Source organism: Streptomyces sp. YIM 121038, assembly GCF_006088715.1.
GTDB lineage: Bacteria > Actinomycetota > Actinomycetes > Streptomycetales > Streptomycetaceae > Streptomyces.
In genome coordinates this window covers 6,327,422-6,345,302 of sequence record NZ_CP030771.1, presented here as the reverse complement: position 1 = coordinate 6,345,302, position 17,881 = coordinate 6,327,422, and the positions used below count along the sequence as shown (strand labels likewise).

The 17,881-nt window shown below is 73.6% G+C and carries 15 protein-coding genes and 1 pseudogene; 6 read left to right on the top strand and 10 right to left on the bottom strand.

Annotation, left to right across the window (positions count from 1 at the left end; translation table 11 throughout):
- Positions 1-232: 232 nt before the first annotated feature.
- Positions 233-2,019, top strand: a pseudogene (locus C9F11_RS49865) (GTP-binding protein).
- A gap of 77 nt (positions 2,020-2,096) precedes the next feature.
- On the opposite strand, the gene C9F11_RS27330 reads toward C9F11_RS49865, so the two are convergent.
- From C9F11_RS27330 to C9F11_RS27320, 3 genes are all read right to left on the bottom strand, one after another.
- The gene (locus C9F11_RS27330; RefSeq protein WP_138961745.1) at positions 2,097-3,023 is read right to left on the bottom strand and encodes a sigma-70 family RNA polymerase sigma factor; all 927 of its coding nucleotides are present in this window, start codon (positions 3,021-3,023) and stop codon (positions 2,097-2,099) included.
- A 292-nt stretch (positions 3,024-3,315) separates the two neighbouring features.
- Positions 3,316-3,978 carry an HAD-IA family hydrolase gene (locus C9F11_RS27325; protein WP_249401904.1) on the bottom strand — a complete coding sequence of 221 codons (663 nt, stop codon included), beginning with the start codon at positions 3,976-3,978 and terminating at the stop codon, positions 3,316-3,318.
- A gap of 89 nt (positions 3,979-4,067) precedes the next feature.
- A complete protein-coding gene (locus C9F11_RS27320; RefSeq protein WP_212767832.1) occupies positions 4,068-5,072 on the bottom strand; it encodes an EamA family transporter in 1,005 nt (334 codons plus the stop codon).
- A 25-nt stretch (positions 5,073-5,097) separates the two neighbouring features.
- Here C9F11_RS27320 and C9F11_RS27315 point away from each other — a divergent pair, with 25 nt between their 5' ends.
- Positions 5,098-5,808 carry a CGNR zinc finger domain-containing protein gene (locus tag C9F11_RS27315; protein ID WP_212767831.1) on the top strand — a complete coding sequence of 237 codons (711 nt, stop codon included), beginning with the start codon at positions 5,098-5,100 and terminating at the stop codon, positions 5,806-5,808.
- Positions 5,809-5,815: 7 nt separating this feature from the next.
- Here the strand turns inward: C9F11_RS27315 and C9F11_RS27310 are convergent, their stop codons facing one another.
- From C9F11_RS27310 to C9F11_RS27285, 6 genes are all read right to left on the bottom strand, one after another.
- Positions 5,816-6,790 (bottom strand): hypothetical protein, encoded by a 975-nt coding sequence (locus C9F11_RS27310; protein ID WP_138961744.1) that lies wholly within the window; start codon positions 6,788-6,790, stop codon positions 5,816-5,818.
- Between the two features lie 114 nt (positions 6,791-6,904).
- A complete protein-coding gene (locus tag C9F11_RS27305; RefSeq protein WP_138961743.1) occupies positions 6,905-7,222 on the bottom strand; it encodes a hypothetical protein in 318 nt (105 codons plus the stop codon).
- Between the two features lie 87 nt (positions 7,223-7,309).
- Positions 7,310-7,906: a dihydrofolate reductase family protein gene (locus C9F11_RS27300; RefSeq protein ID WP_138961741.1), complete on the bottom strand. Its 597-nt coding sequence runs from the start codon at positions 7,904-7,906 to the stop codon at positions 7,310-7,312.
- Positions 7,907-7,995: 89 nt separating this feature from the next.
- Entirely contained in the window at positions 7,996-8,601 is a 606-nt protein-coding gene (locus C9F11_RS27295) for a GNAT family N-acetyltransferase (RefSeq protein WP_138961740.1), read from the bottom strand.
- 179 nt (positions 8,602-8,780) lie between these two features.
- Entirely contained in the window at positions 8,781-9,857 is a 1,077-nt protein-coding gene (locus C9F11_RS27290) for a polyprenyl synthetase family protein (protein ID WP_138961738.1), read from the bottom strand.
- Positions 9,858-9,986: 129 nt separating this feature from the next.
- A complete protein-coding gene (locus tag C9F11_RS27285) occupies positions 9,987-11,393 on the bottom strand; it encodes a family 2B encapsulin nanocompartment shell protein (RefSeq protein ID WP_138961737.1) in 1,407 nt (468 codons plus the stop codon).
- Positions 11,394-11,623: 230 nt separating this feature from the next.
- Between C9F11_RS27285 and C9F11_RS27280 the strand changes: the two genes are divergently transcribed.
- From C9F11_RS27280 to C9F11_RS27265, 4 genes are all read left to right on the top strand, one after another.
- On the top strand, positions 11,624-14,221 hold the full coding sequence (locus C9F11_RS27280; RefSeq protein WP_138961735.1) for a phosphatidylglycerol lysyltransferase domain-containing protein: 2,598 nt from the start codon (positions 11,624-11,626) through the stop codon (positions 14,219-14,221).
- 84 nt (positions 14,222-14,305) lie between these two features.
- Positions 14,306-14,539 (top strand): hypothetical protein, encoded by a 234-nt coding sequence (locus tag C9F11_RS27275; protein WP_138961733.1) that lies wholly within the window; start codon positions 14,306-14,308, stop codon positions 14,537-14,539.
- A gap of 162 nt (positions 14,540-14,701) precedes the next feature.
- Positions 14,702-15,292 (top strand): N-acetylmuramoyl-L-alanine amidase, encoded by a 591-nt coding sequence (locus tag C9F11_RS27270; RefSeq protein WP_138961732.1) that lies wholly within the window; start codon positions 14,702-14,704, stop codon positions 15,290-15,292.
- 31 nt (positions 15,293-15,323) lie between these two features.
- Positions 15,324-16,259 carry a pyridoxal-phosphate dependent enzyme gene (locus tag C9F11_RS27265; protein WP_138961730.1) on the top strand — a complete coding sequence of 312 codons (936 nt, stop codon included), beginning with the start codon at positions 15,324-15,326 and terminating at the stop codon, positions 16,257-16,259.
- Here the strand turns inward: C9F11_RS27265 and C9F11_RS27260 are convergent.
- Positions 16,238-17,836, bottom strand: a complete 1,599-nt coding sequence (locus C9F11_RS27260) for a Na+/H+ antiporter (RefSeq protein WP_138961729.1) — start codon at positions 17,834-17,836, stop codon at positions 16,238-16,240. The genes C9F11_RS27265 and C9F11_RS27260 overlap by 22 nt on opposite strands.
- Positions 17,837-17,881: the final 45 nt, after the last annotated feature.

Here is a 17,881-nt window from a genome sequence, read left to right as displayed (position 1 = left end):
GTTCACACGTGGAGGGGCCCGGCAGGAGCGATCCGGCCGGGCCCCTTCGCCATGCCGCGGCCGCGGAAATCGGTTGCTCCGCCGCCGCGCCCCCTGCTGCGCTGGTCGTGTCCCGCCCGTACCTCCCCGACCAGGAGACCTCAGATGCGCCAGACGTCCATGTCCCGCCGGAAAGGAATCGCCCCCCATCACGAGGACATGACGCCCTGTGCCGTCGCACACCCCTTCACCCTTGCTGAACTTGGGGATCCTGGCGCACGTAGACGCCGGTAAGACCAGCCTGACCGAGCGGCTCCTGCACGCCGCCGGTGTCGTCGACGAGCTCGGCAGCGTCGACGACGGCAGCACCCTCACCGACTCGCTCGCCCTGGAGCGGCGGCGCGGGATCACCATCAAGTCCGCCGGGGTGCCGACATCGAGCGCGTACGCGCCGAGATCGGCCGGAAACTGACCCCGGCCGCCGTCGCCCTGGGCACGGTCCACTCCCCCGGTACGCGGGGCGCGCGCGCCGTCCGCCACGCGCCCGAGGACGCCCGCTTCCGCGCCCTGCTCGCCGAGTCGCTCGCCGAGCGGGACGACGCGCTGCTCGCCGCGTACGTCGTGGACGACCACGCCACTCTCACGTACGCGCGGCTGCGCGCGGCCCTGGCGGAGCAGACGCGGCGGGCCGAGGCGCACCCGGTGCTCTTCGGCTCGGCCATCACGGGCACCGGCCTCGACGCGCTGACGGACGCCGTCAAGGAACTGCTGCCCCGGGCCACCGGCAGCCCGGAGGGGCCGCTCGCGGGCACCGTCTTCAAGGTCGAGCGCGGCGCCGCGGGCGAGAAGGTGGCGTACACGCGCCTGTACTCCGGCACGCTGCGCGTGCGCGACCGGGTGCCCTTCGGGGGCCGCGCGGAGCCCGGCAAGGTCACCGCGGTCGGCGTCTTCGAGCAGGGCACGGCCGTGCGCCGCGAGGCCGCCGTCGCCGGGCAGATCGCCCGGGTGTGGGGGCTCGGCGACGTACGGATCGGGGACGTGCTCGGCGAGGTGCGCGCCGTACCGGAACGGCACGCGCCGCGGCGGCACTTCGCGCCGCCCACCCTGGAGACCGTCGTCGAGCCGCGCCGCCCGGGCGACAGGGGCGCGCTGCACACCGCGCTCACCCGGCTCGCCGAGCAGGACCCGCTGATCGGCCTGCGCCAGGACCCGCTGCGCCAGGAGGTCTCCGTATCGCTGTACGGCGAGGTCCAGAAGGAGGTCATCGAGACCACGCTCGCCGAGAAGTTCGGCGTCGGCGTCGACTTCCGCGCGACCACGGCGCTGTGCGTGGAGCGGGTCGTCGGGACCGGCACGCACGTCGAGGTCATCGACACGGACCTCAATCCGTTCCTCGCCACGGTGGGCCTGCGCGTGGCGCCCTCGCCGCCGGGGTCCGGGGTGGCGTTCCGCCTCGGCGTCGAGCTGGGCTCGATGCCGTACGCGTTCTTCGCGGCGGTCGAGGAGACCGTGCGGGAGACGCTGCGACAGGGCCTGCACGGCTGGGAGGTCTCCGACTGCCTCGTCACCCTGACGCGCTGCGGGTAATGGCCGCGGCAGAGCCACGCGCACGCGGTCTTCGACAAGAGCATGTCGAGCACGGCCGGGGACTTCCGCCGGCTGACGCCGCTCGTCCTCATGGCCGCGCTGCGGGCGGCGGGCACGCGGGTGCACGAGCCGGTGCACCGGTTCCGGCTGACCGTGCCCGCCGATGTGTTCGGCACCCTGCTGCCCGCGCTCGGGCGGATCGGCGCGGTGCCGTACGCGCCGACGGTGCACGGCCCGGCGTACGTGCTCGACGGCGTGGTCCCGGCCGCGCGCGTGCACGAGCTGGAGCGGCTCCTGCCCGGACTCACGCGCGGCGAGGGCGAGCTGGAGTCCGCCTTCGAGCGCTACGAGCCGGTGCGCGGGGCACCGCCGGAGCGCCCGCGCACGGACCACGACCCCCTGGACCGGAAGGAGTACGTGCGGCGGGTCACGCGGCGGACCCGGGTGGGCTGACGCGCGGACGCAGGCGGGCTGATACGGCGGACGCAGGCGGCCTGGCGCCGTCCCCCGGGGTCGGGGGACGGCTCCCGTCAGTCCGTGGCCTCCCCGGTGACGGCCGTGACCGTGGCGGAGTCCAGGAGGGCGGCGAGACGGTCGTGGTCCGCCAGGATGTTGATCTCGACGATCCGGCCGTCGCGGACCGTGAACTCGCCGACGGAGAACGGCTTGCCGTCCACCACCGAGAGCTGGCCCACCCTGCCGTTGACGAGCACCAGGTGCGTGGCGAGCGCGACGGTGGCGAACGAACGCGCCCCCGCCACCACCGCCTGGGCGCCCCGCACCAGGCGCGACAGGCCCGCGACCTCGCCGCCGTCGGCCCGCAGCACCACGTCCGGGTCCAGGAGTTCGAGCAGCGCGTCGAAGTCGCCGCCGCGCGCCGCCGCGAGGAACGCCTCGACGACCTCGCGCTGCTTGGCCCGGTCCGGGTCCGGCACCGGCGCCGCGTCGCGCACCCGGCGGCGGGCCCGGCTCGCCAGCTGCCGGGTCGCGGCCGGGGCCCGCTCCACGATGGGCGCGATGTCCTCGAACGGCACGGCGAACATGTCGTGCAGCACGAACGCCAGGCGCTCGGCCGGGCTGAGCGTGTCAAGGACGACGAGGAGGGCGAGCCCCACCGAGTCGGTGAGCAGCGCCTCCTCTTCGGGGTCGACCGTCTCGCGGCGCCCGGGCAGCGCGCTGACCTGCGGGTCGGGCACATAGGTGTCGGGCACGTCGAGCGACTGCTCGCCGCGCTGCTGGCGGGCGCGCAGCAGGTCCAGGCAGACGCGGCCCACGACGGTCGTCAGCCAGCCGCCCAGGTTCTGCACGGCGTCGCTGTCGGTGCGGCTGAGCTTGAGCCAGGTCTCCTGGACGGCGTCCTCGGCCTCGCTCAGGGAGCCCAGCATGCGGTACGCGACGGCCTTCAGGTGGGGCCTGTGCTCCTCGAAGCGCTCCGCCAGGAGATCTCTTCCGTCCATCTGTCACATTCCTTCGTCGCGATCCGTCAAAGCAGCGACACACCGAGAACGGCGGTGCGTCACCCGCCGCGCTGCGGCGCCGACCAGAAGATCACGAAGCGGTACGTCCACGGTATCGATCCCCGCCCGAATGTGACATGGGCCTGCGTGTGATGTGGAGGACAGACAGATGGACGCGCGTGTGCCGACCCCGGCCCGACCGACCGGACGGCCCCGCTCCGGCGGACGGGCCGGGTGACGGGGCCACCGCGCCCGGCGGCGGGCGACACGGGGTGGGGCGCCCGCGCCCGGGTCAGCCGAGCAGGGGTGCGAGGGCCGCCCGCAGGTCGTCCGGCCCGCGGTACAGCACGCCCCTCATCCCGAGCGCGGTCGCCGCGGCCACGTTCTCCTCGCGGTCGTCCACGAACAGGCAGCGCGTGACGGCGGCTCCGACGCGCTCGGCGGCCAGTTCGTAGATCCGCCGGTCGGGCTTGGCCAGGCCGAGCGCGGCGCTGCCGACGACGTCGTCCACCAGGGCCGTCAGGCCGAGCCGCGCCAGGTCCTCGTCCAGCCAGGGCGTGGCGTTGGTGACGATCGACACCGGTACGTGGGCGCGGGCGCGGCCCAGCAGGTCCACGACCGTCCGGTCGGCCCAGAACGCCGACTCGGCCAGCGCGAGCCCCAGTTCGTGGCCGCGCGCCGCGTCGAGCCCCCGGTGTTCGGCGAGCCCGGTGGCGATCGCCGCCACCCACTCGTCCTTGCCGATCCGGCCGAGCATCAGCGGCAGATCGGTCTCGGGCGCGAAGGCGATCTCGGCGGTGGCCCCCTCGGGCAGCCCCGCCGCGCGCTCCAGCTCCGTGAGGCGGGACATGTCGTAGAAACGGATGACGCCGTCGAGATCGGTGAGCACGGCGTCGAAGGGGCGGGGGCGCACGGGGTCGGCCGGGCGTATGAGGCCTGCCTGGGTGTCGGTCACCGGATGAGGCCTTCGAGTCGGGTCATGGCCCCATCATGCACACGACCCCACCGCCCGGTGAGCCCGTGCGCGCGCCAGGCCCGCCCCCCTCAACCGCCCCAGCCCTGCCCCTGGCCACCACGCCCTTCGCCGGTGGCGGTACGGCCCCCGGCCTCGGCGGCGCGGCCTTCGCCGGTGGCGGTGCGGCCCCCGTCCCCGGTTGCGCGGCCTCCCTCCCCGGCGGAACGGCCCCCGGTCTCGGTGCCGCGGCCTCCGTCCCCCGACCACACCGCCCACGCGCAGGCCACGACCACGAGCGCCACCGCCCCGCACTGCCGGGCGTTCAGCCGCTCACCGAGGGCGACGAAGCCGACGGCCGCGCCCGCCGCGGGCCCGAGGGCCAGCAGGACGCCGAAGGCGCGGACGCCGATGCGACGCAGGGCGAGCAGGTCGAGGGAGTACGGGATCAGGGACGAGAGGAGCGCGACGAGGAGGCCGGTGGCGAGGACTCCCGGGTGCCGGGCGACGGCCGCGCCGTCGGTGAACACCGCGACCGGCACCAGGAGCAGCGCGCCCACCGCCAGCGCCACCGTGAGCCCGGACCAGTCCGGGAAGAGCCGCCCCACGCGCCGGTTGAGCACCACGTACGCGGCCCGGCAGCCCGCGGCGAGCGCGCCGAGCGCGAGCCCCGCGACCGGCAGCGCCCCGCCCGGCGCCGCGAGCAGCAGCACCCCCGCGAGGGCTAGCAGCCCCGCGCACAGCTGTGCCGGGCTGCGCGAGAGCGCCAGGGCGAGCAGGAGCGGCCCGAGCAGTTCGAGGGTGGCGGCGACCCCGAGCGGCAGCTTCCCGATGGCCTGGAAGTACGCCGTGTTCATGGCGGCGAGGACCACGCCGAGCCCCACGGCGGCCCACCACCGCTCGGCCGTGAACCGCCGGGGCCGGGGCCGCACCACGCACCACAGCACGAGGGCCGCGAACCCCAGCCGCAGGCCCGCGAGGGCGGTCGGACTCACCTGCCCGTACGCGGCCTTGGCGACCGCCGCGCCCGCCTGCAGGCTGACCACCTGCGCGAGCACCAGGCCGAGGGCGCCGCGCGCGGCGCGAGTGTTCCCCATGGGCCCAGCGTGATGTCATGCCCTTATGCATTTCAACCATTACGGAGGCGAGGCAGCGCTGCTCGCCGCGGACCTGGTGAACGCGTATGCGGGCCCGGACGGGGCTGGCCCGAACGGGGCCGGCCCGGGTGAGGCGGATCTGGGCGAGGCGGGCCCGGATGGCGCGGGCCCGGGTGGCGCGGGCCTGGGTGAGGCGAGCCCTGACGGCGGGGGCCGCGACGGCACGGGCCGCGACGGCGTGGGCCCGGGCGAGGCGGACCCGAGAGGCGCGGGCCCAGGCGACACGGCCACGGCCGACGACCCCTCCGCCCTGCTCGCCGCGCACGGCGTCGTGGAGCACGCGCTCGGCCCCGCGCAGCGGCGGGACCTCCGGACCTGGGCCCGCCGCCTCGCCGACTGCTTCGGCCCGCAGGACCTCGCGGAGCGCTGCGCCCGTCTCAACCGGCTCCTCGAAGAGGCGTCGAGCCGCCCGTACATCGCCCTGCACGACGGCACCCCGCACTTCCACTACAGCGCGCCCGGCGCCGACCCCGTGGCCCACGTCCGCGCCCTGACGGCGGCCGGGCTCGCGTACATCGCGTGCCACGCGGACGCCCGCCGCCTGGGCCGCTGCGCCCGCGCGGGCTGCGGCCGCGCCTTCGTGGACACCTCGCGCGCGGGCCGTCGCGCGTACTGCTCGGTGCGGTGTGCCAACAACGACGCGGTGGCCCGGCACCGGGCGCGCCGCCCGCGGTGAACGGCCGCTAGGCGAGCGCCCGCCGCACCGCCGCCCGCACCCGCTCCAGGTCGGCACGGACCGCGTCGTACGACGCCTGGTGCCGGGATATGTCGTACCGCTGCTTCTCGGCGGCCACGGTCCACCACACTCCCGCCGTGTTGTGCTCGCGCTTGCACTCGATGTCGGCGACGGCCGTGCCGCGCTCCCGGGGCGTGTGCCCGGTCCGCCCGTCGCCGCCGCGCCGCCAGGCCTTGTCCCGGAAGGCGGCTTCCGGGCTGGCGTAGCGGGCGAAGCCCTTGTCCTCGACGCAGTCGGCCCAGACGTCGAGGGCGCGCCGCATCCGCCGGTCCTTGGCGACGGCCTTGTCGAGTGCCGTGCGGCGCTTCGTGACGTACCAGGTCAGGCGCGGCTCGTCCTTGACGTCGGCCCTCAGCTGCCGCGCGCCGCGCTGGGAGCAGCCGCCGCTCGGCACCTCCCGGCCGTCGACCTTGAAACCGCCGCCGCTCGGGCCCTCGCCCACGCCGCGCAGCACCGCGTACTCGTCCTGTGTGATCAGGCGCCCCTTCGGGAGCCGCCGCTCGCGGTACTCCTTCAGTGCGTCGCCGTCCACGCCGTACCCCAAGCGCCGGGCCCGGTCCAGGTCGAGCGAGCCGGTGAGCGTGGTCGAGATGACCGCTGCGACGGCGACGCCGCCCAGGGTGGCGTCGCGCTCGCGCCAGTGCAGGGGGAAGTCGGCGAAGCCGTAGGACTTCATGCAGACCTGGGTGAGGCGCAGGGTGGCGGCCTCCTGTCGGTCGTAGTCGCGCCGACTGAACTCGTAGCGGTCCAGGGGCAGTTCCGGAAGGTCACGCTCCGAGTCGACCTCGGGCGCTCCGGACAGCCGCGCGCCACGGGCCGACACACCGGCACCGTCCCGGCCGCCGCCTCCGGCCCCGCACCCGGCGAGGGCCACCACCGCCACCAGCGCGGCGGCCCACCGCTTCCCCCATGTGACCTTCATGCCCGCGACCTTATCGGCGCCCACTGACAATCGGCCGTCCGCGCAGGTCAGTTGGGGGTTCAGCACCCAGCCGAGAACCCGGCGACCCCGTCGGGAGCCCCGGGCGCCGACGGCTCAGGCGCCGGGGTCCGGTTCCGTCTCCACGACCGACTTGGTGTCGGCCTCGGCGGGGCCGGGCGCCCGGGGGCGCGCCTTCTGCGGCGGAGCGCTCCGCCGCCTGCTCTTGTGACCGCGCCTGCCCCGGTCCTCGGACTGCTCCTCGGTGACGCACGCGTCACACGCGGGGTTGTGGCACGGGGCCGGTCCCCAGACGGGGACGAAGACCCCGAGCACTTTGCGCCGCTTGACGGCCGTGCCGACCTGCCGTCCACAGCTGGGGCAGACGTGCTCACCCTCGGGACGGGGGACGGACCGGCTCCCATCAGTGCCCATAAGGCCAGGATATGGCGATTTATGGGGGCCGCACAGCCCGAGGGGTGCCTGCTTCGGCCCGAGCGGTGTCGGGTTGCGGTCCGGGGGTCACCCGTCCGCGGGCTGCCGCGCGTAGTTCCGTACGACGACTCCGTTGCCGAAGACCCGGGACGAGGTCAGCGCGAAGCCGCTGACGGCGGACTCCACGCCCGTGAACATCGGCATGCCGGAGCCGAGCAGCACCGGATACGTCTTCAGCACGAGCTCGTCGATCTCGTCGCGCAGCAGGCCCGCGAGCCGCGCGCCGCCGCACAGCCAGATGTCGAGGCCGCTGTCCTCGGCCTTGAGTTCGCGGACCTTGCCGATGAGGTCGTCGGCGATGACCTGCACCTTCGGGTCGGGCGCCGCGCCCAGGCTGCGCGAGGCGACGTACTCGCGCAGATGCGCGTACGGGCTCGCGATGCCCTCGTCCAGGCCGACCTGGTAGGTGTTCATGCCCTGGATGACGGTGTCGAACTTCTGGTTCGGCGCTCCGTCGAAGCCGAGGACGCGACGTCCGGCGACGGAGATCGTCTCCGGGTACTCCGTCTTCAGGAACTCCAGGAACTCCTCGTCCACGTACGCCATGTAGGAGTTGGCGTCTCCGCTCGGGTCACCGATGAACCCGTCGATCGAGACGGCGACGAAGTAGGTGAGCTTGCGCAAGCCGGGACCTCTCCGAGACGGCGGGTGAGCGGGCGCGGAGGGCCGCTTCCGCCACCCTCCAGGCGGGACGTGCAGGGAGTTCCGTCGGTTCAGGATGCCTTCGGCTCGCGCCACATGGGCCACATCGTGGGCCCGTCCGGGAGGTCGAGCGCCGCCCCCAGATCGGTGAAGCCGAGGCGCAGGTACAGCGCGCGGCTGCGCGCGTTGCTCGCCTCCAGATAGGCGTGCAGCCCGTCGCGGTCGCACCGTTCGAGGACGGAGGCGACGAGCGCCGTGCCGAGCCCCTGCCCCTGCCGGTCGGGCCGCACGGCGATCATGTGCAGATACTGGTGCGGCCGGTCGGTCGGATGGATGTCGGACGTCAACTGGCCGATCACCTCCACCCGTTCGTTCGCCGGGTCGACGGCCTCCCGGAGCTGCGCGGGCCCGTCCTCGGGCGCGCCGTCCCCGTGCCCCGCGCCCGCGGGAACCGACCACCACAGGGCCACCGCCGAGCCGTCCTCGGCGATGTCCACGTACCCCTCCGCGAACGCGAGATCGAGGAAGGCGCTCATCAGCGCGCCGTGCCTGCTCCGTCGGCGCTCCTCGTCCGGGAACAGCCAGCTGCTCACCGGGTCCCGGTGGAACGACTCGTTCATCAGCCGGACGACGTCCGCCCGGTCACGCTCGACCGCTCTCCGTATCGCCACTCCCACGACCCCACCCCTTCACCGTCAACTCCTCCCCCCGTGCTGCCGGTTGCAGCCTAAGTGATCGTTTCGTACGCGGCGACGCGGTGGTACGGCGGTCCGAACGCCCGGCGGGCGGGGTCCGCGGGCCGCATGGCGCGGCACCACGGACCCCCACCCACCGGGCACCCCCCTCGGGCCGGTCGTCAGTGGGATCGCCGGGTGACGAACTCCGCGAGCGTCAGCAGACCCCCCGCCCGCTCGGGGTCCGGCACCGCGCGGGCGACCTCCTGCAGGGCGCGGGACATCCGGTCGGCGGCCTGCGCCTGCGCCCAGTCCCGCCCTCCGGCGCCCTCGACCGCGCGGGCCATCCGGTCCAGGTCTCCCGTCCGCGCCCTACGGTCGTACAGCACGGCCAGGGCTGCGCCGTCCGGGGTGCCGGAGGCGAGCGCGGCGACCACCGGCAGCGACTTCCTGCGAGCCGCGAGGTCCGCCCACCCGGGCCTGCCCGTGCGTGCGGGATCTCCCCAGATCCCGATCACGTCGTCGATGAGCCGGAAGGCGAGCCCGGCCTGCCTCCCGAACCCGTCGAGGGCATCGGCGGTCTCCACGCCCGCGCCCGCGTACACCGCCCCGATCGCACAGGCGCAGCCGAGCAGCGCCCCGGTCCTGGCTTCGGCCGTGGCGAGGCACTCGGCGAGCGAGACCTCCCCGGGGGCGCGCCGCTCCAGGGCGCGGTCCGCCCGCTGCCCGGCGCACAGTTCCACGACGCAGGCGGCCAGGCGGGTGGCGGCCACCGCGGCCCCCGGGTGGGGGTCCTCGGCGAGCAGCCGCTGTGCCAGGTCCTGGAGGGCGTCCCCCGCGAGGATCGCGTCGGCGTCGCCGAACACGGTCCACGCGGTGGGACGGCGCCCACGGGTGGCGCCCCGGTCCATGACGTCGTCGTGCAGCAGCGTGAAGTGGTGGGTCAACTCCACGGCCGCCGCCGCCCGGACGGCCGCGCGCGGATCGCCGCCGAGCGCCCGCACCGCGGCCAGGACGAGCGCGGGCCGGATGGCCTTGCCCGCGTCTCCCGCCGCGGGCGTGCCGTCCGCGCGCTCCCAGCCGAAGTGGTAGAGCGCGACGCGGCGCATCGAACCGGGCAGCGACTCAACGGCACGGCGCAGCTCCGGGTCGACGCACCCGCGGGCCCCGGCGAGGATGTCCGCCGCCTCGCCCCCTTCCGGAGGGCCGTGGCTCCGGGGTGCCCGCACGCGCTCCGTCACGTCCGTGGTGTCCGTCATGGACCTACTCCGGCGTGGAGGCGGACGGTGGCCGGTCCTTGGTCTCCGGGCGCGTGCAGGACGGGTGTGCCCGGCGTCGCTGCAAGGGACACGGGCGGCGGCGCTGTCCCCACGGGCAGGGGCGGCGGGTCACCTCCAGCGGCCGATCTCGACGTTCTCCAGGACGCCGAGCGCGTCCGGAACCAGGACGGCCGCCGAGTAGTACGTCGAGACCAGGTAGGAGATGATCGCCTGCTCGCTGATGCCCATGAAGCGCACGGACAGGCTCGGCTCGATCTCGTCCGGGATGCCCGCCTGGTGCAGCCCGATGACGCCCTGCTCGTCCTCGCCCGTACGCATGCAGATGATCGAGGAGGTGCGGGCCTCGGTCACCGGGATCTTGTTGCACGGGAAGATCGGCACACCGCGCCAGGTCGGGATGCGGTGCCCGGACATGTCGATGGTCTCCGGGACGAGTCCGCGCTTGTTGCACTCGCGGCCGAACGCGGCGATCGCGCGCGGGTGGGCGAGGAACAGCTTCGATCCGCGCCTGCGGCTGAGCAGTTCGTCCAGGTCGTCCGGGCTGGGTACGCCGTCGTGCGGCTGGATCCGCTGGTCGTACTCGCAGTTGTTGAGCAGTCCGAACTCGCGGTTGTTGATGAGTTCGTGCTCCTGGCGCTCCTTCAGCGCCTCCACGGTGAGGCGCAGCTGCTCCTCGGTCTGGTTCATCGGCTGGTTGTAGAGGTCCGCCACGCGCGTGTGGATGCGCAGGACCGTCTGGGCGACGCTCAGTTCGTACTCGCGCGGCCTCGCCTCGTAGTCCACGTAGGTGCCGGGCAGGACGGCCTCGCCGACGTGGCCCGCGGAGAGGTCGATGGCCGCCTCTCCGTAGTCGTTGGTGCGCTGGGACGGGACGGACCGCACTCCCTGGAGGTGGGCGCGCAGGGACTCGGAGCGCTCCGCGACCTGCTCCAGGTCCTGGCGCGGGAGCGTGAGGACCGTGCACGCGGTCACCGCGCGGACGGTGTACTCCCAGATGGTCTCCGCATCGATCAGCGCATGGTCACCGAAGTAAGCACCGTCGGCGAGGGTGGCGAGGACCGTGTCGTCGCCGTAGGGGCCGGTGCCGATCTGCTCGACGCGGCCGTGGGCCAGCAGGAACACCTCGTCCGCCTGGCTGCCGAAGGACGCGAGCACCGCACCGGCCTCGAACTCCCGCTGCTGGCAGCGCTGTGCCAGCTCCGCGAGCACGTCCTGGTCCTCGAAGTCCCGCAGCACCGGCAGCTCGCCGAGCTCGGCCGGGATGACCTCGACGCGGTCCCCTGTCTTGATGAACGTGACCCGCCCGTCACCGACCGAGTAACTCGTCCTTCGGTTCACTCGGTACGTGCCGCCCTGCACCTGGACCCAGGGCAGCATCCGCAGCAGCCAGCGCGAGCTGATCTCCTGCATCTGCGGCGCGGACTTGGTGGTGGTGGCCAGATTCCGCGCGGCAGAAGTGCCGAGACTCTGCTGCGGCCTGTCTTCGTCCGTACGGATTTCTTCGCCTACCGACATGGACAATGCCCTCCCGATCCCGTAATGGCGTGCGTTCGTCAGCCTTTCAGCGCGGTGAGTACGGGCGCCATTACACAAATGAGCGGGAATGGATCGGGGCGGACGGGGCACGCTGCCGTTTACCAGGCGCGATCCTTCGTACGTTCGTCCAAGGTCGGTGTCGGGGCGCGCGTCACCCGTTCGGCTCAGCCCCGGATGTGCCCGCGGCGGCCTCCTGATGCGCTCGGTGAATGAGCACCCCCGAGGGCCCGGCGGGCGCCGCCGCCACGGAGCCGGCGCAGGGGCCGCCGCTCGCGCCGCCGGGCGAGCGGGGGCCCCTGCGCTGGTTGCGCGCCGCCGAACGCGCCTTCGCGCCGGTGAGCCACGCGCCCGTGACGGTGTTCCTCGTCGTGGCCCTGTGGGCCGTCGGCCTGTTCACCGGCAGCCTCGGCGGAGGGCCCGCCGACAGGCTGCTCTCCGATGTCGGCGTGGGCGTGCCCGCGCTCGCCGAGGGCCGCTGGTGGACGCCCCTCACCTCGATCCTGTGGTGCTCCGGAATCGGCAACTACGTGGGGTCCACGCTGCTGTTGCTGCTGATCGGCCCGGCCGCCGAGATCCGTATGGGCTCCGTGCGCACCGCCGTGCTCCTCGTCGTCGGCCAGGTGCTCGGGGCGCTGCTCGGCACCGGCGCGGTCAAGGTCAGCGAGCTGGCGGGCGACGACTGGCCCACCGCGCTCGCCCAGGAGCTCACCGCGACACCGGGCATCGCGGCCTGCGCGGTGGGCGCCTTCCTGAGCTTCCGGCTGAGCGCCCTGTGGCGGCGCAGGCTCCAGCTCGCGCTGATCGTGTTCCCGCTGACGCTCGCCCTCTACGTAGGACACCTCCAGGACGTGCTGCGGTTCGCGGGCACGGTCGTGGGCCTCGCCCTGGGCGCGCTCGCGCACCGGGACGCGCGCCGGCTGCGCGTGCCCCACGCCTCGCACACCGAGGGTCGCGTCCTGGTGGCCCTCACCGTCGCGGCCTCGGCCCTCGGCCCTCTGATCGCCACCCTCTACAGGGACGCGCTCGGCCCCTTCGACGTGCTCGACCTGTACGTCTCCGGAGGGCCGGACCCCCAGGAGATCGCCGACGCCTGTGCCGGGCCCGGCCCCGACTGCGCCCGCGTGCGCGCCCAGGACCGCTTCTACGGCTCTCCGGCGATGCTCATGGGCGTCGCCATCCCCCTGCTGCTCCTCGTCCTCGCCGAAGGGCTGCGCCGCGGGCTGCGGCCCGCCTGGCGGATCGCGGTGGCCGCGCACCTGGTGTGGCTCGTCCTCATGGCGTACCTCCTGAGCGACATCACCGCGCACCCCGGCCACTACGTCCTCGAAGGGAGCGAGGCCGCCGACCGGAAGGCGGCGATGGTCCAGGCGGTGGTCGAGCAGGCGCTGCTCCCCCTGTTCGTGCTGGTGCTGCTCCTGGGGACCCGCCGACGCTTCGACCAGCGCCTCGGCCGCGCCGCCGTGACGACGCTGACCGGGGTCATCGGCGGGACGCTGCTGCTCTGCTGCGCCGCCTACGTGGGCATCGGCTACGCGGTGCGCGACCAGTTCGCCCCGGACGCCACCTTCGGGCGGCTCGTCGCGGGGCTGCCCGCGCAGTTCCTGCCGCCCAGCTACGAACCGCTGTTCTTCAGGGGCAGCTCCCCGGTGCCGGTCGGCGGCACGGCGCTGTCCCTGTACGAGTACTGCGGCGTGGTCTTCTGGGTGGTCGCCCTGGTCGCTCTTCTCGTGGCGTTCCGGCGGCCTTCGGTACGCCACGACGCGGGCGCGGCGGCACGCGCGCGTGCCCTGCTCACCACGCAGGGCGGCGGCACGTTGTCGTACCTGGCGATGTGGGACGGCAACGACTACTGGTTCACCGCCGACGGCAGGGCCGCGGTCGCCTACCGGGTGCGGTCCACGGTCGCGCTCACCACGGGTGACCCGTTCGGCGTGCCCTCCGCGCGCGGGGACGCGGTCGAGGGGTTCGCCGCCTTCTGCGACGAGCACGGCCTGACCCCGTGCTTCTACAGCGTCACCGCCGCCACCAAGGCCCGCACGGACGCGTTCGGCTGGAGCGCGGTGCAGGTCGCCGAGGACACCGTCGTACCGCTGCCGGACCTCGCGTTCACCGGCAAGAAGTGGCAGGACGTGCGCACCGCCCTGAACAAGGCCAAGAAGCAGGGCATCACCGCCGAGTGGCACGTCTTCCCCGAGGCGCCCCTGGACCTCACGGACCAGATCCGCTCGATCTCCGAGGAGTGGGTCGCCGACAAGGGGCTGCCGGAGATGGGCTTCACGCTCGGGGGCCTCGCCGAACTCGACGATCCGCACGTGCGCTGTCTCCTGGCGGTCGACGAGCGCCGCACGGTGCACGGCGTGACGAGCTGGATGCCCGTCCATGGAGCAAATGGGGCATACGATTCAGGCCAACCCGTGGGGTGGACCCTTGACTTCATGCGGAGGCGGTCGGACGGGTTCCGGGGTGTGATGGAGTTCTTGATCGCGTCCGCCGCCCTGGGGTTCCAGGAGGAAGGCGCCCAGTTCCTGAGCCTGTCGGGCGCTCCGCTCGCCCGCGCCGACGCCGCGGAACCCACTGCCGCGCTGCAACGGCTCCTCGACTGCGCGGGCCGCGCCCTGGAGCCCGTATACGGCTTCCGCTCCCTGCTCCACTTCAAAGCCAAGTTCCAGCCCGAGTACCACCCGATGTACATGTGCTACCCCGATCCCGCGGCGCTTCCGAGCATCACGCGCGCGATCGGCAAGGCATATCTGCCGCACCTGTCGGCAGCCCAAGGAGTCCGTCTGATGCGCAAGCTGACCGCGTAGGGCGGTGGGAGGGGAACTGCAAGATCCGCGCGCTCGTTGCACCACACGTACGCAGCGAGCGCACCAACCGTCAGGAGAAAGCACATGGCAGGCTTCCTGGACCGCGCAAGAGAACAGGTGCAGCAGGGGCTCAACCAGGGCAAGCAGAAGATCGACGAGGTCCAGGCCCAGCGCGCGGGCAACGACCTCCTGAAGCAGCTCGGCGCGGCGTACTACGCGGAGCGCCGCGGCAGCGGCACCCCCGACGCCACGCAGCAGGCCCTCACGGCCCTGGAGTCCCACATCGCGACCCACGGCGACGGTTTTCTGCGCGCCTGATCACCTTCCGCGTAGCGCGCCGTCCCCGTAGCTGACCGAATCAGCTCGCACAGTGGCCCGAACAGCCGTCGAACAGGTAGTTCGGGCCTCTGCTGTTCGGTACAAGCTGCGTACGAGGCGGACCGCGACGGGCGGCCGTCGCGTTCCCCGAAGGAGGCGGCCATGGCCACACCCATGTCCGCGAACAGATTCCTGGACGCGTTGCGCGACGAAGGCGTCACGGTCGTCGAAGTCGGCGACTGGCGCACGCACAACCGCAACCACAAGGGCCCCTGGGGCCCGGTGCACGGCGTGATGATCCACCACACGGTGACGTCCGGCGCCGAGAAGACCGTACGGATCTGCCGCGAGGGCTACGAGGGCCTGCCGGGGCCCCTGTGCCACGGCGTCATCACCAAGGACGGCACCGTCCACCTCGTCGGCTACGGCCGCGCCAACCACGCGGGCCTCGGCGACGACGACGTGCTGCGCGCCGTCATCGCCGAGAAGGCCCTGCCCCCGGACAACGAGGCCAACACCGACGGCAACCGCCACTTCTACGGCTTCGAGTGCGAGAACCTCGGCGACGGCGAGGACCCCTGGCCGGAGGCCCAGCTGGACGCCGTCGAAAGGGTCTCCGCGGCGATCTGCCGCCACCACGAGTGGACGGCCCGCTCCGTCATCGGACACCTGGAGTGGCAGCCCGGAAAGATAGACCCCAAGGGCTTCACGATGGACGCGATGCGGGCCCGCGTCCACGAGCGCCTGAAGTAACCCCGAGGAGAGGCAGAGGGACAATGGCGGGGTGCCGCCCACCCCGCCCGCCCTCACACCCCGGCTGCCCACACCCCTCCAGCCGGTCACCGACCCCCGCTTCGCCGCGCACGGCGTCCGCCTCCTCCTCAAGCGCGACGACCGGATCCACCCGGCCCTGCCGGGCAACAAGTACCGCAAGCTCGTCCTGAACCTGGAGCGGGCGCGGACGGCGGGCCACGGCACCCTGCTGACGTTCGGCGGCGCCTACTCCAACCATCTGCGGGCCACGGCCGCCGCGGGCCGCCTGCTCGGCTTCGCCACCGTCGGCGTCGTCCGCGGCGAGGAGCTGGCAGACCGCCCCCTCAACGCGTCACTCGCCCAGTGCGCGGCCGACGGCATGCGGCTGCACTTCGTCGACAGGTCGACGTACCGACGCAAGCACGAGCCCGCCGTCCTGGCGGCCCTCCAGCGCGCGACCGCCACACAGGAGGCGTACGTCATCCCCGAAGGCGGCAGCAACGCCCTCGCCGTGCGCGGCTGCGCGGCCCTGGGCGCGGAGCTGCGCGGGCACACGGACGTCGCGGCCGTGGCCTGCGGCACCGGCGGCACCCTCGCGGGCCTGGCGGCGGGCCTCGCCCCGGGGCAGCGCGCCCTCGGCATACCCGTCCTCAAGGGCGGCTTCCTGGGCGAGGAGATACGGCGGCTCCAGGACGCCGCCCTCGGCTCCCCCACACCCAACTGGAGCCTCGACGAGCGCTTCCACTGCGGCGGCTACGCCCGGGTCCCCGACGCCCTCACCGCCTTCGCCGACGACTTCGAGGACCGGCACGGCCTCCCCGTGGAGCGCGTCTACGTGGCCAAGCTCCTGTACGCGCTGACCGCCCTCTCCGAAGAGGGCGCCTTCGCTCCCGGGACCACGGTCACGGCCGTCGTCACCGGCACTCCGCCCGCGCTGGGCCCGGCTCACTCCTCGACCTCCCGATAGGCCGCGGCCTCCTCCAGGTCCAGCTTCCGCAGCAGCGTCCGCAACAGCTCGTCGTCGATGCGCCGCTCGTCCCGCAGCCGCACGAACACCTCGCGCTCGGCGGCGATGGCCTCGCGCGTGAGCCTGCGGTAGGTGTCGTCCGCGGTCTCGCCCGTCACGGGGTTGGGCTGGCCGAGCCGCTCCCACACGGAGTTGCGGCGCCGCTCCAGAACCGTGCGCAGACGGTCCTGGAGGGGCCCTGGGAGGCGGTTGCGCTCGTCCGCCATCAGTTCGTCCAGACGGGCCTCCGCGGCCTGTGAGGCGGCGTTCTGCGCCTGTGCCTCGGCGAGCGTCTGCGCCCGCGCGTCGGGGCCGGGCAGCCGCAGCACCCGGATCAGCCACGGCAGCGAAAGGCCCTGCACCACGAGCGTGCCGATGACGGTCGTGAAGGTCAGGAAGAGCACCAGGTTGCGGGCGGGGAAGGGCTCGCCGTCGTCCATGACGAGCGGAATGGAGAACGCGATCGCCAGCGACACGACACCTCGCATCCCGGCCCAGCTGACGACCAGCGGCCGCCGCCAGTCCGTCTCGCTCTCGCGCTCCCTGATCCGCGGCGACACGACCCGCGGCAGGTACGTCGCCGGATAGGACCACGCGAAGCGCACCACCACCACGAGGACGAAGACCCCCAGGGCGTACCAGACGGCCTGCCCCACGCTGTACTCCCCGAGGTCCCTGAGGACGATCGGGAGCTGGAGGCCGATGAGCGCGAACACCGCCGACTCCAGGAGGAAGCCGACGACCCGCCACACCGCGGCCTCCTGGAGCCGCGTCTCGAAGTCGACCTGCCAGGAGCGGTGCCCCAAGTAGAGGGCCACCACGACCACGGCGAGCACTCCGGAGGCGTGCACCTGCTCCGCGACGGCGTACGCCACGAAGGGGATGAGCAGCGACAGCGTGTTCTGCAGGAGCGCTTCCTTCAGGTGGGTGCGCAGCCAGTGGATCGGCACCATCAGAAGGAGGCCGATGGCGACGCCGCCCACCGCGGCCACCAGGAACTCCTTGATGCCGCCCGCCCAGCTCGCGCCCTCGCCGACGGCCGCCGCGAGCGCCACCTTGTAGGCGGTGATCGCGGTCGCGTCGTTCACCAGGGACTCGCCCTGGAGGATCGTGGTGATGCGCGACGGCAGCCCCACCCGCCGCGCGATCGCGGTGGCGGCGACGGCGTCCGGCGGCGCGATCACCGCCCCGAGGACGAGCGCGGCGGTCAGCGGAAGATCGGGGATCAGCAGGTACGCGAGCCAGCCGACGACGACCGTCGCGAACAGAACGTAACCGACGGACAGCAGCGCCACGGGCCGCACGTTGGCCCGCAGGTCCAGATACGAGCTCTCCAGGGCGGCCGTGTGCAACAGCGGCGGCAGCACGAGAGGCAGCACGATGTGCGGGTCGAGGTGGTAGTCCGGCACCCCGGGCAGATAGGCCGCGATCAGCCCGACGCCCACCAGGAGCAGCGGTGCGGGCACCGGGGTGCGGCGCGCCGCACCGGCTACGGCGGCGCTCGCCGCGATCAACGCCACCAGTGGCAGTACGTCCATGGCAAGGCCCTCCGCCGTCCGCTCGCCCGTCGTAACCTGGCCATC

Bases quoted from the DNA above. Each gene is read 5' to 3' on its own strand.
- C9F11_RS27330 (WP_138961745.1), bottom strand. From the start codon at position 3,023: ATGGACGGAAGAGATCTCCTGGCGGAGCGCTTCGAGGAGCACAGGCCC.
- C9F11_RS27320 (WP_212767832.1), bottom strand. From the start codon at position 5,072: ATGGGGAACACTCGCGCCGCGCGCGGCGCCCTCGGCCTGGTGCTCGCG.
- C9F11_RS27315 (WP_212767831.1), top strand. From the start codon at position 5,098: ATGCATTTCAACCATTACGGAGGCGAGGCAGCGCTGCTCGCCGCGGAC.
- C9F11_RS27310 (WP_138961744.1), bottom strand. From the start codon at position 6,790: ATGAAGGTCACATGGGGGAAGCGGTGGGCCGCCGCGCTGGTGGCGGTG.
- C9F11_RS27305 (WP_138961743.1), bottom strand. From the start codon at position 7,222: ATGGGCACTGATGGGAGCCGGTCCGTCCCCCGTCCCGAGGGTGAGCAC.
- C9F11_RS27290 (WP_138961738.1), bottom strand. From the start codon at position 9,857: ATGACGGACACCACGGACGTGACGGAGCGCGTGCGGGCACCCCGGAGC.
- C9F11_RS27285 (WP_138961737.1), bottom strand. From the start codon at position 11,393: ATGTCGGTAGGCGAAGAAATCCGTACGGACGAAGACAGGCCGCAGCAG.
- C9F11_RS27280 (WP_138961735.1), top strand. From the start codon at position 11,624: ATGAGCACCCCCGAGGGCCCGGCGGGCGCCGCCGCCACGGAGCCGGCG.
- C9F11_RS27275 (WP_138961733.1), top strand. From the start codon at position 14,306: ATGGCAGGCTTCCTGGACCGCGCAAGAGAACAGGTGCAGCAGGGGCTC.
- C9F11_RS27270 (WP_138961732.1), top strand. From the start codon at position 14,702: ATGGCCACACCCATGTCCGCGAACAGATTCCTGGACGCGTTGCGCGAC.
- C9F11_RS27260 (WP_138961729.1), bottom strand. From the start codon at position 17,836: ATGGACGTACTGCCACTGGTGGCGTTGATCGCGGCGAGCGCCGCCGTA.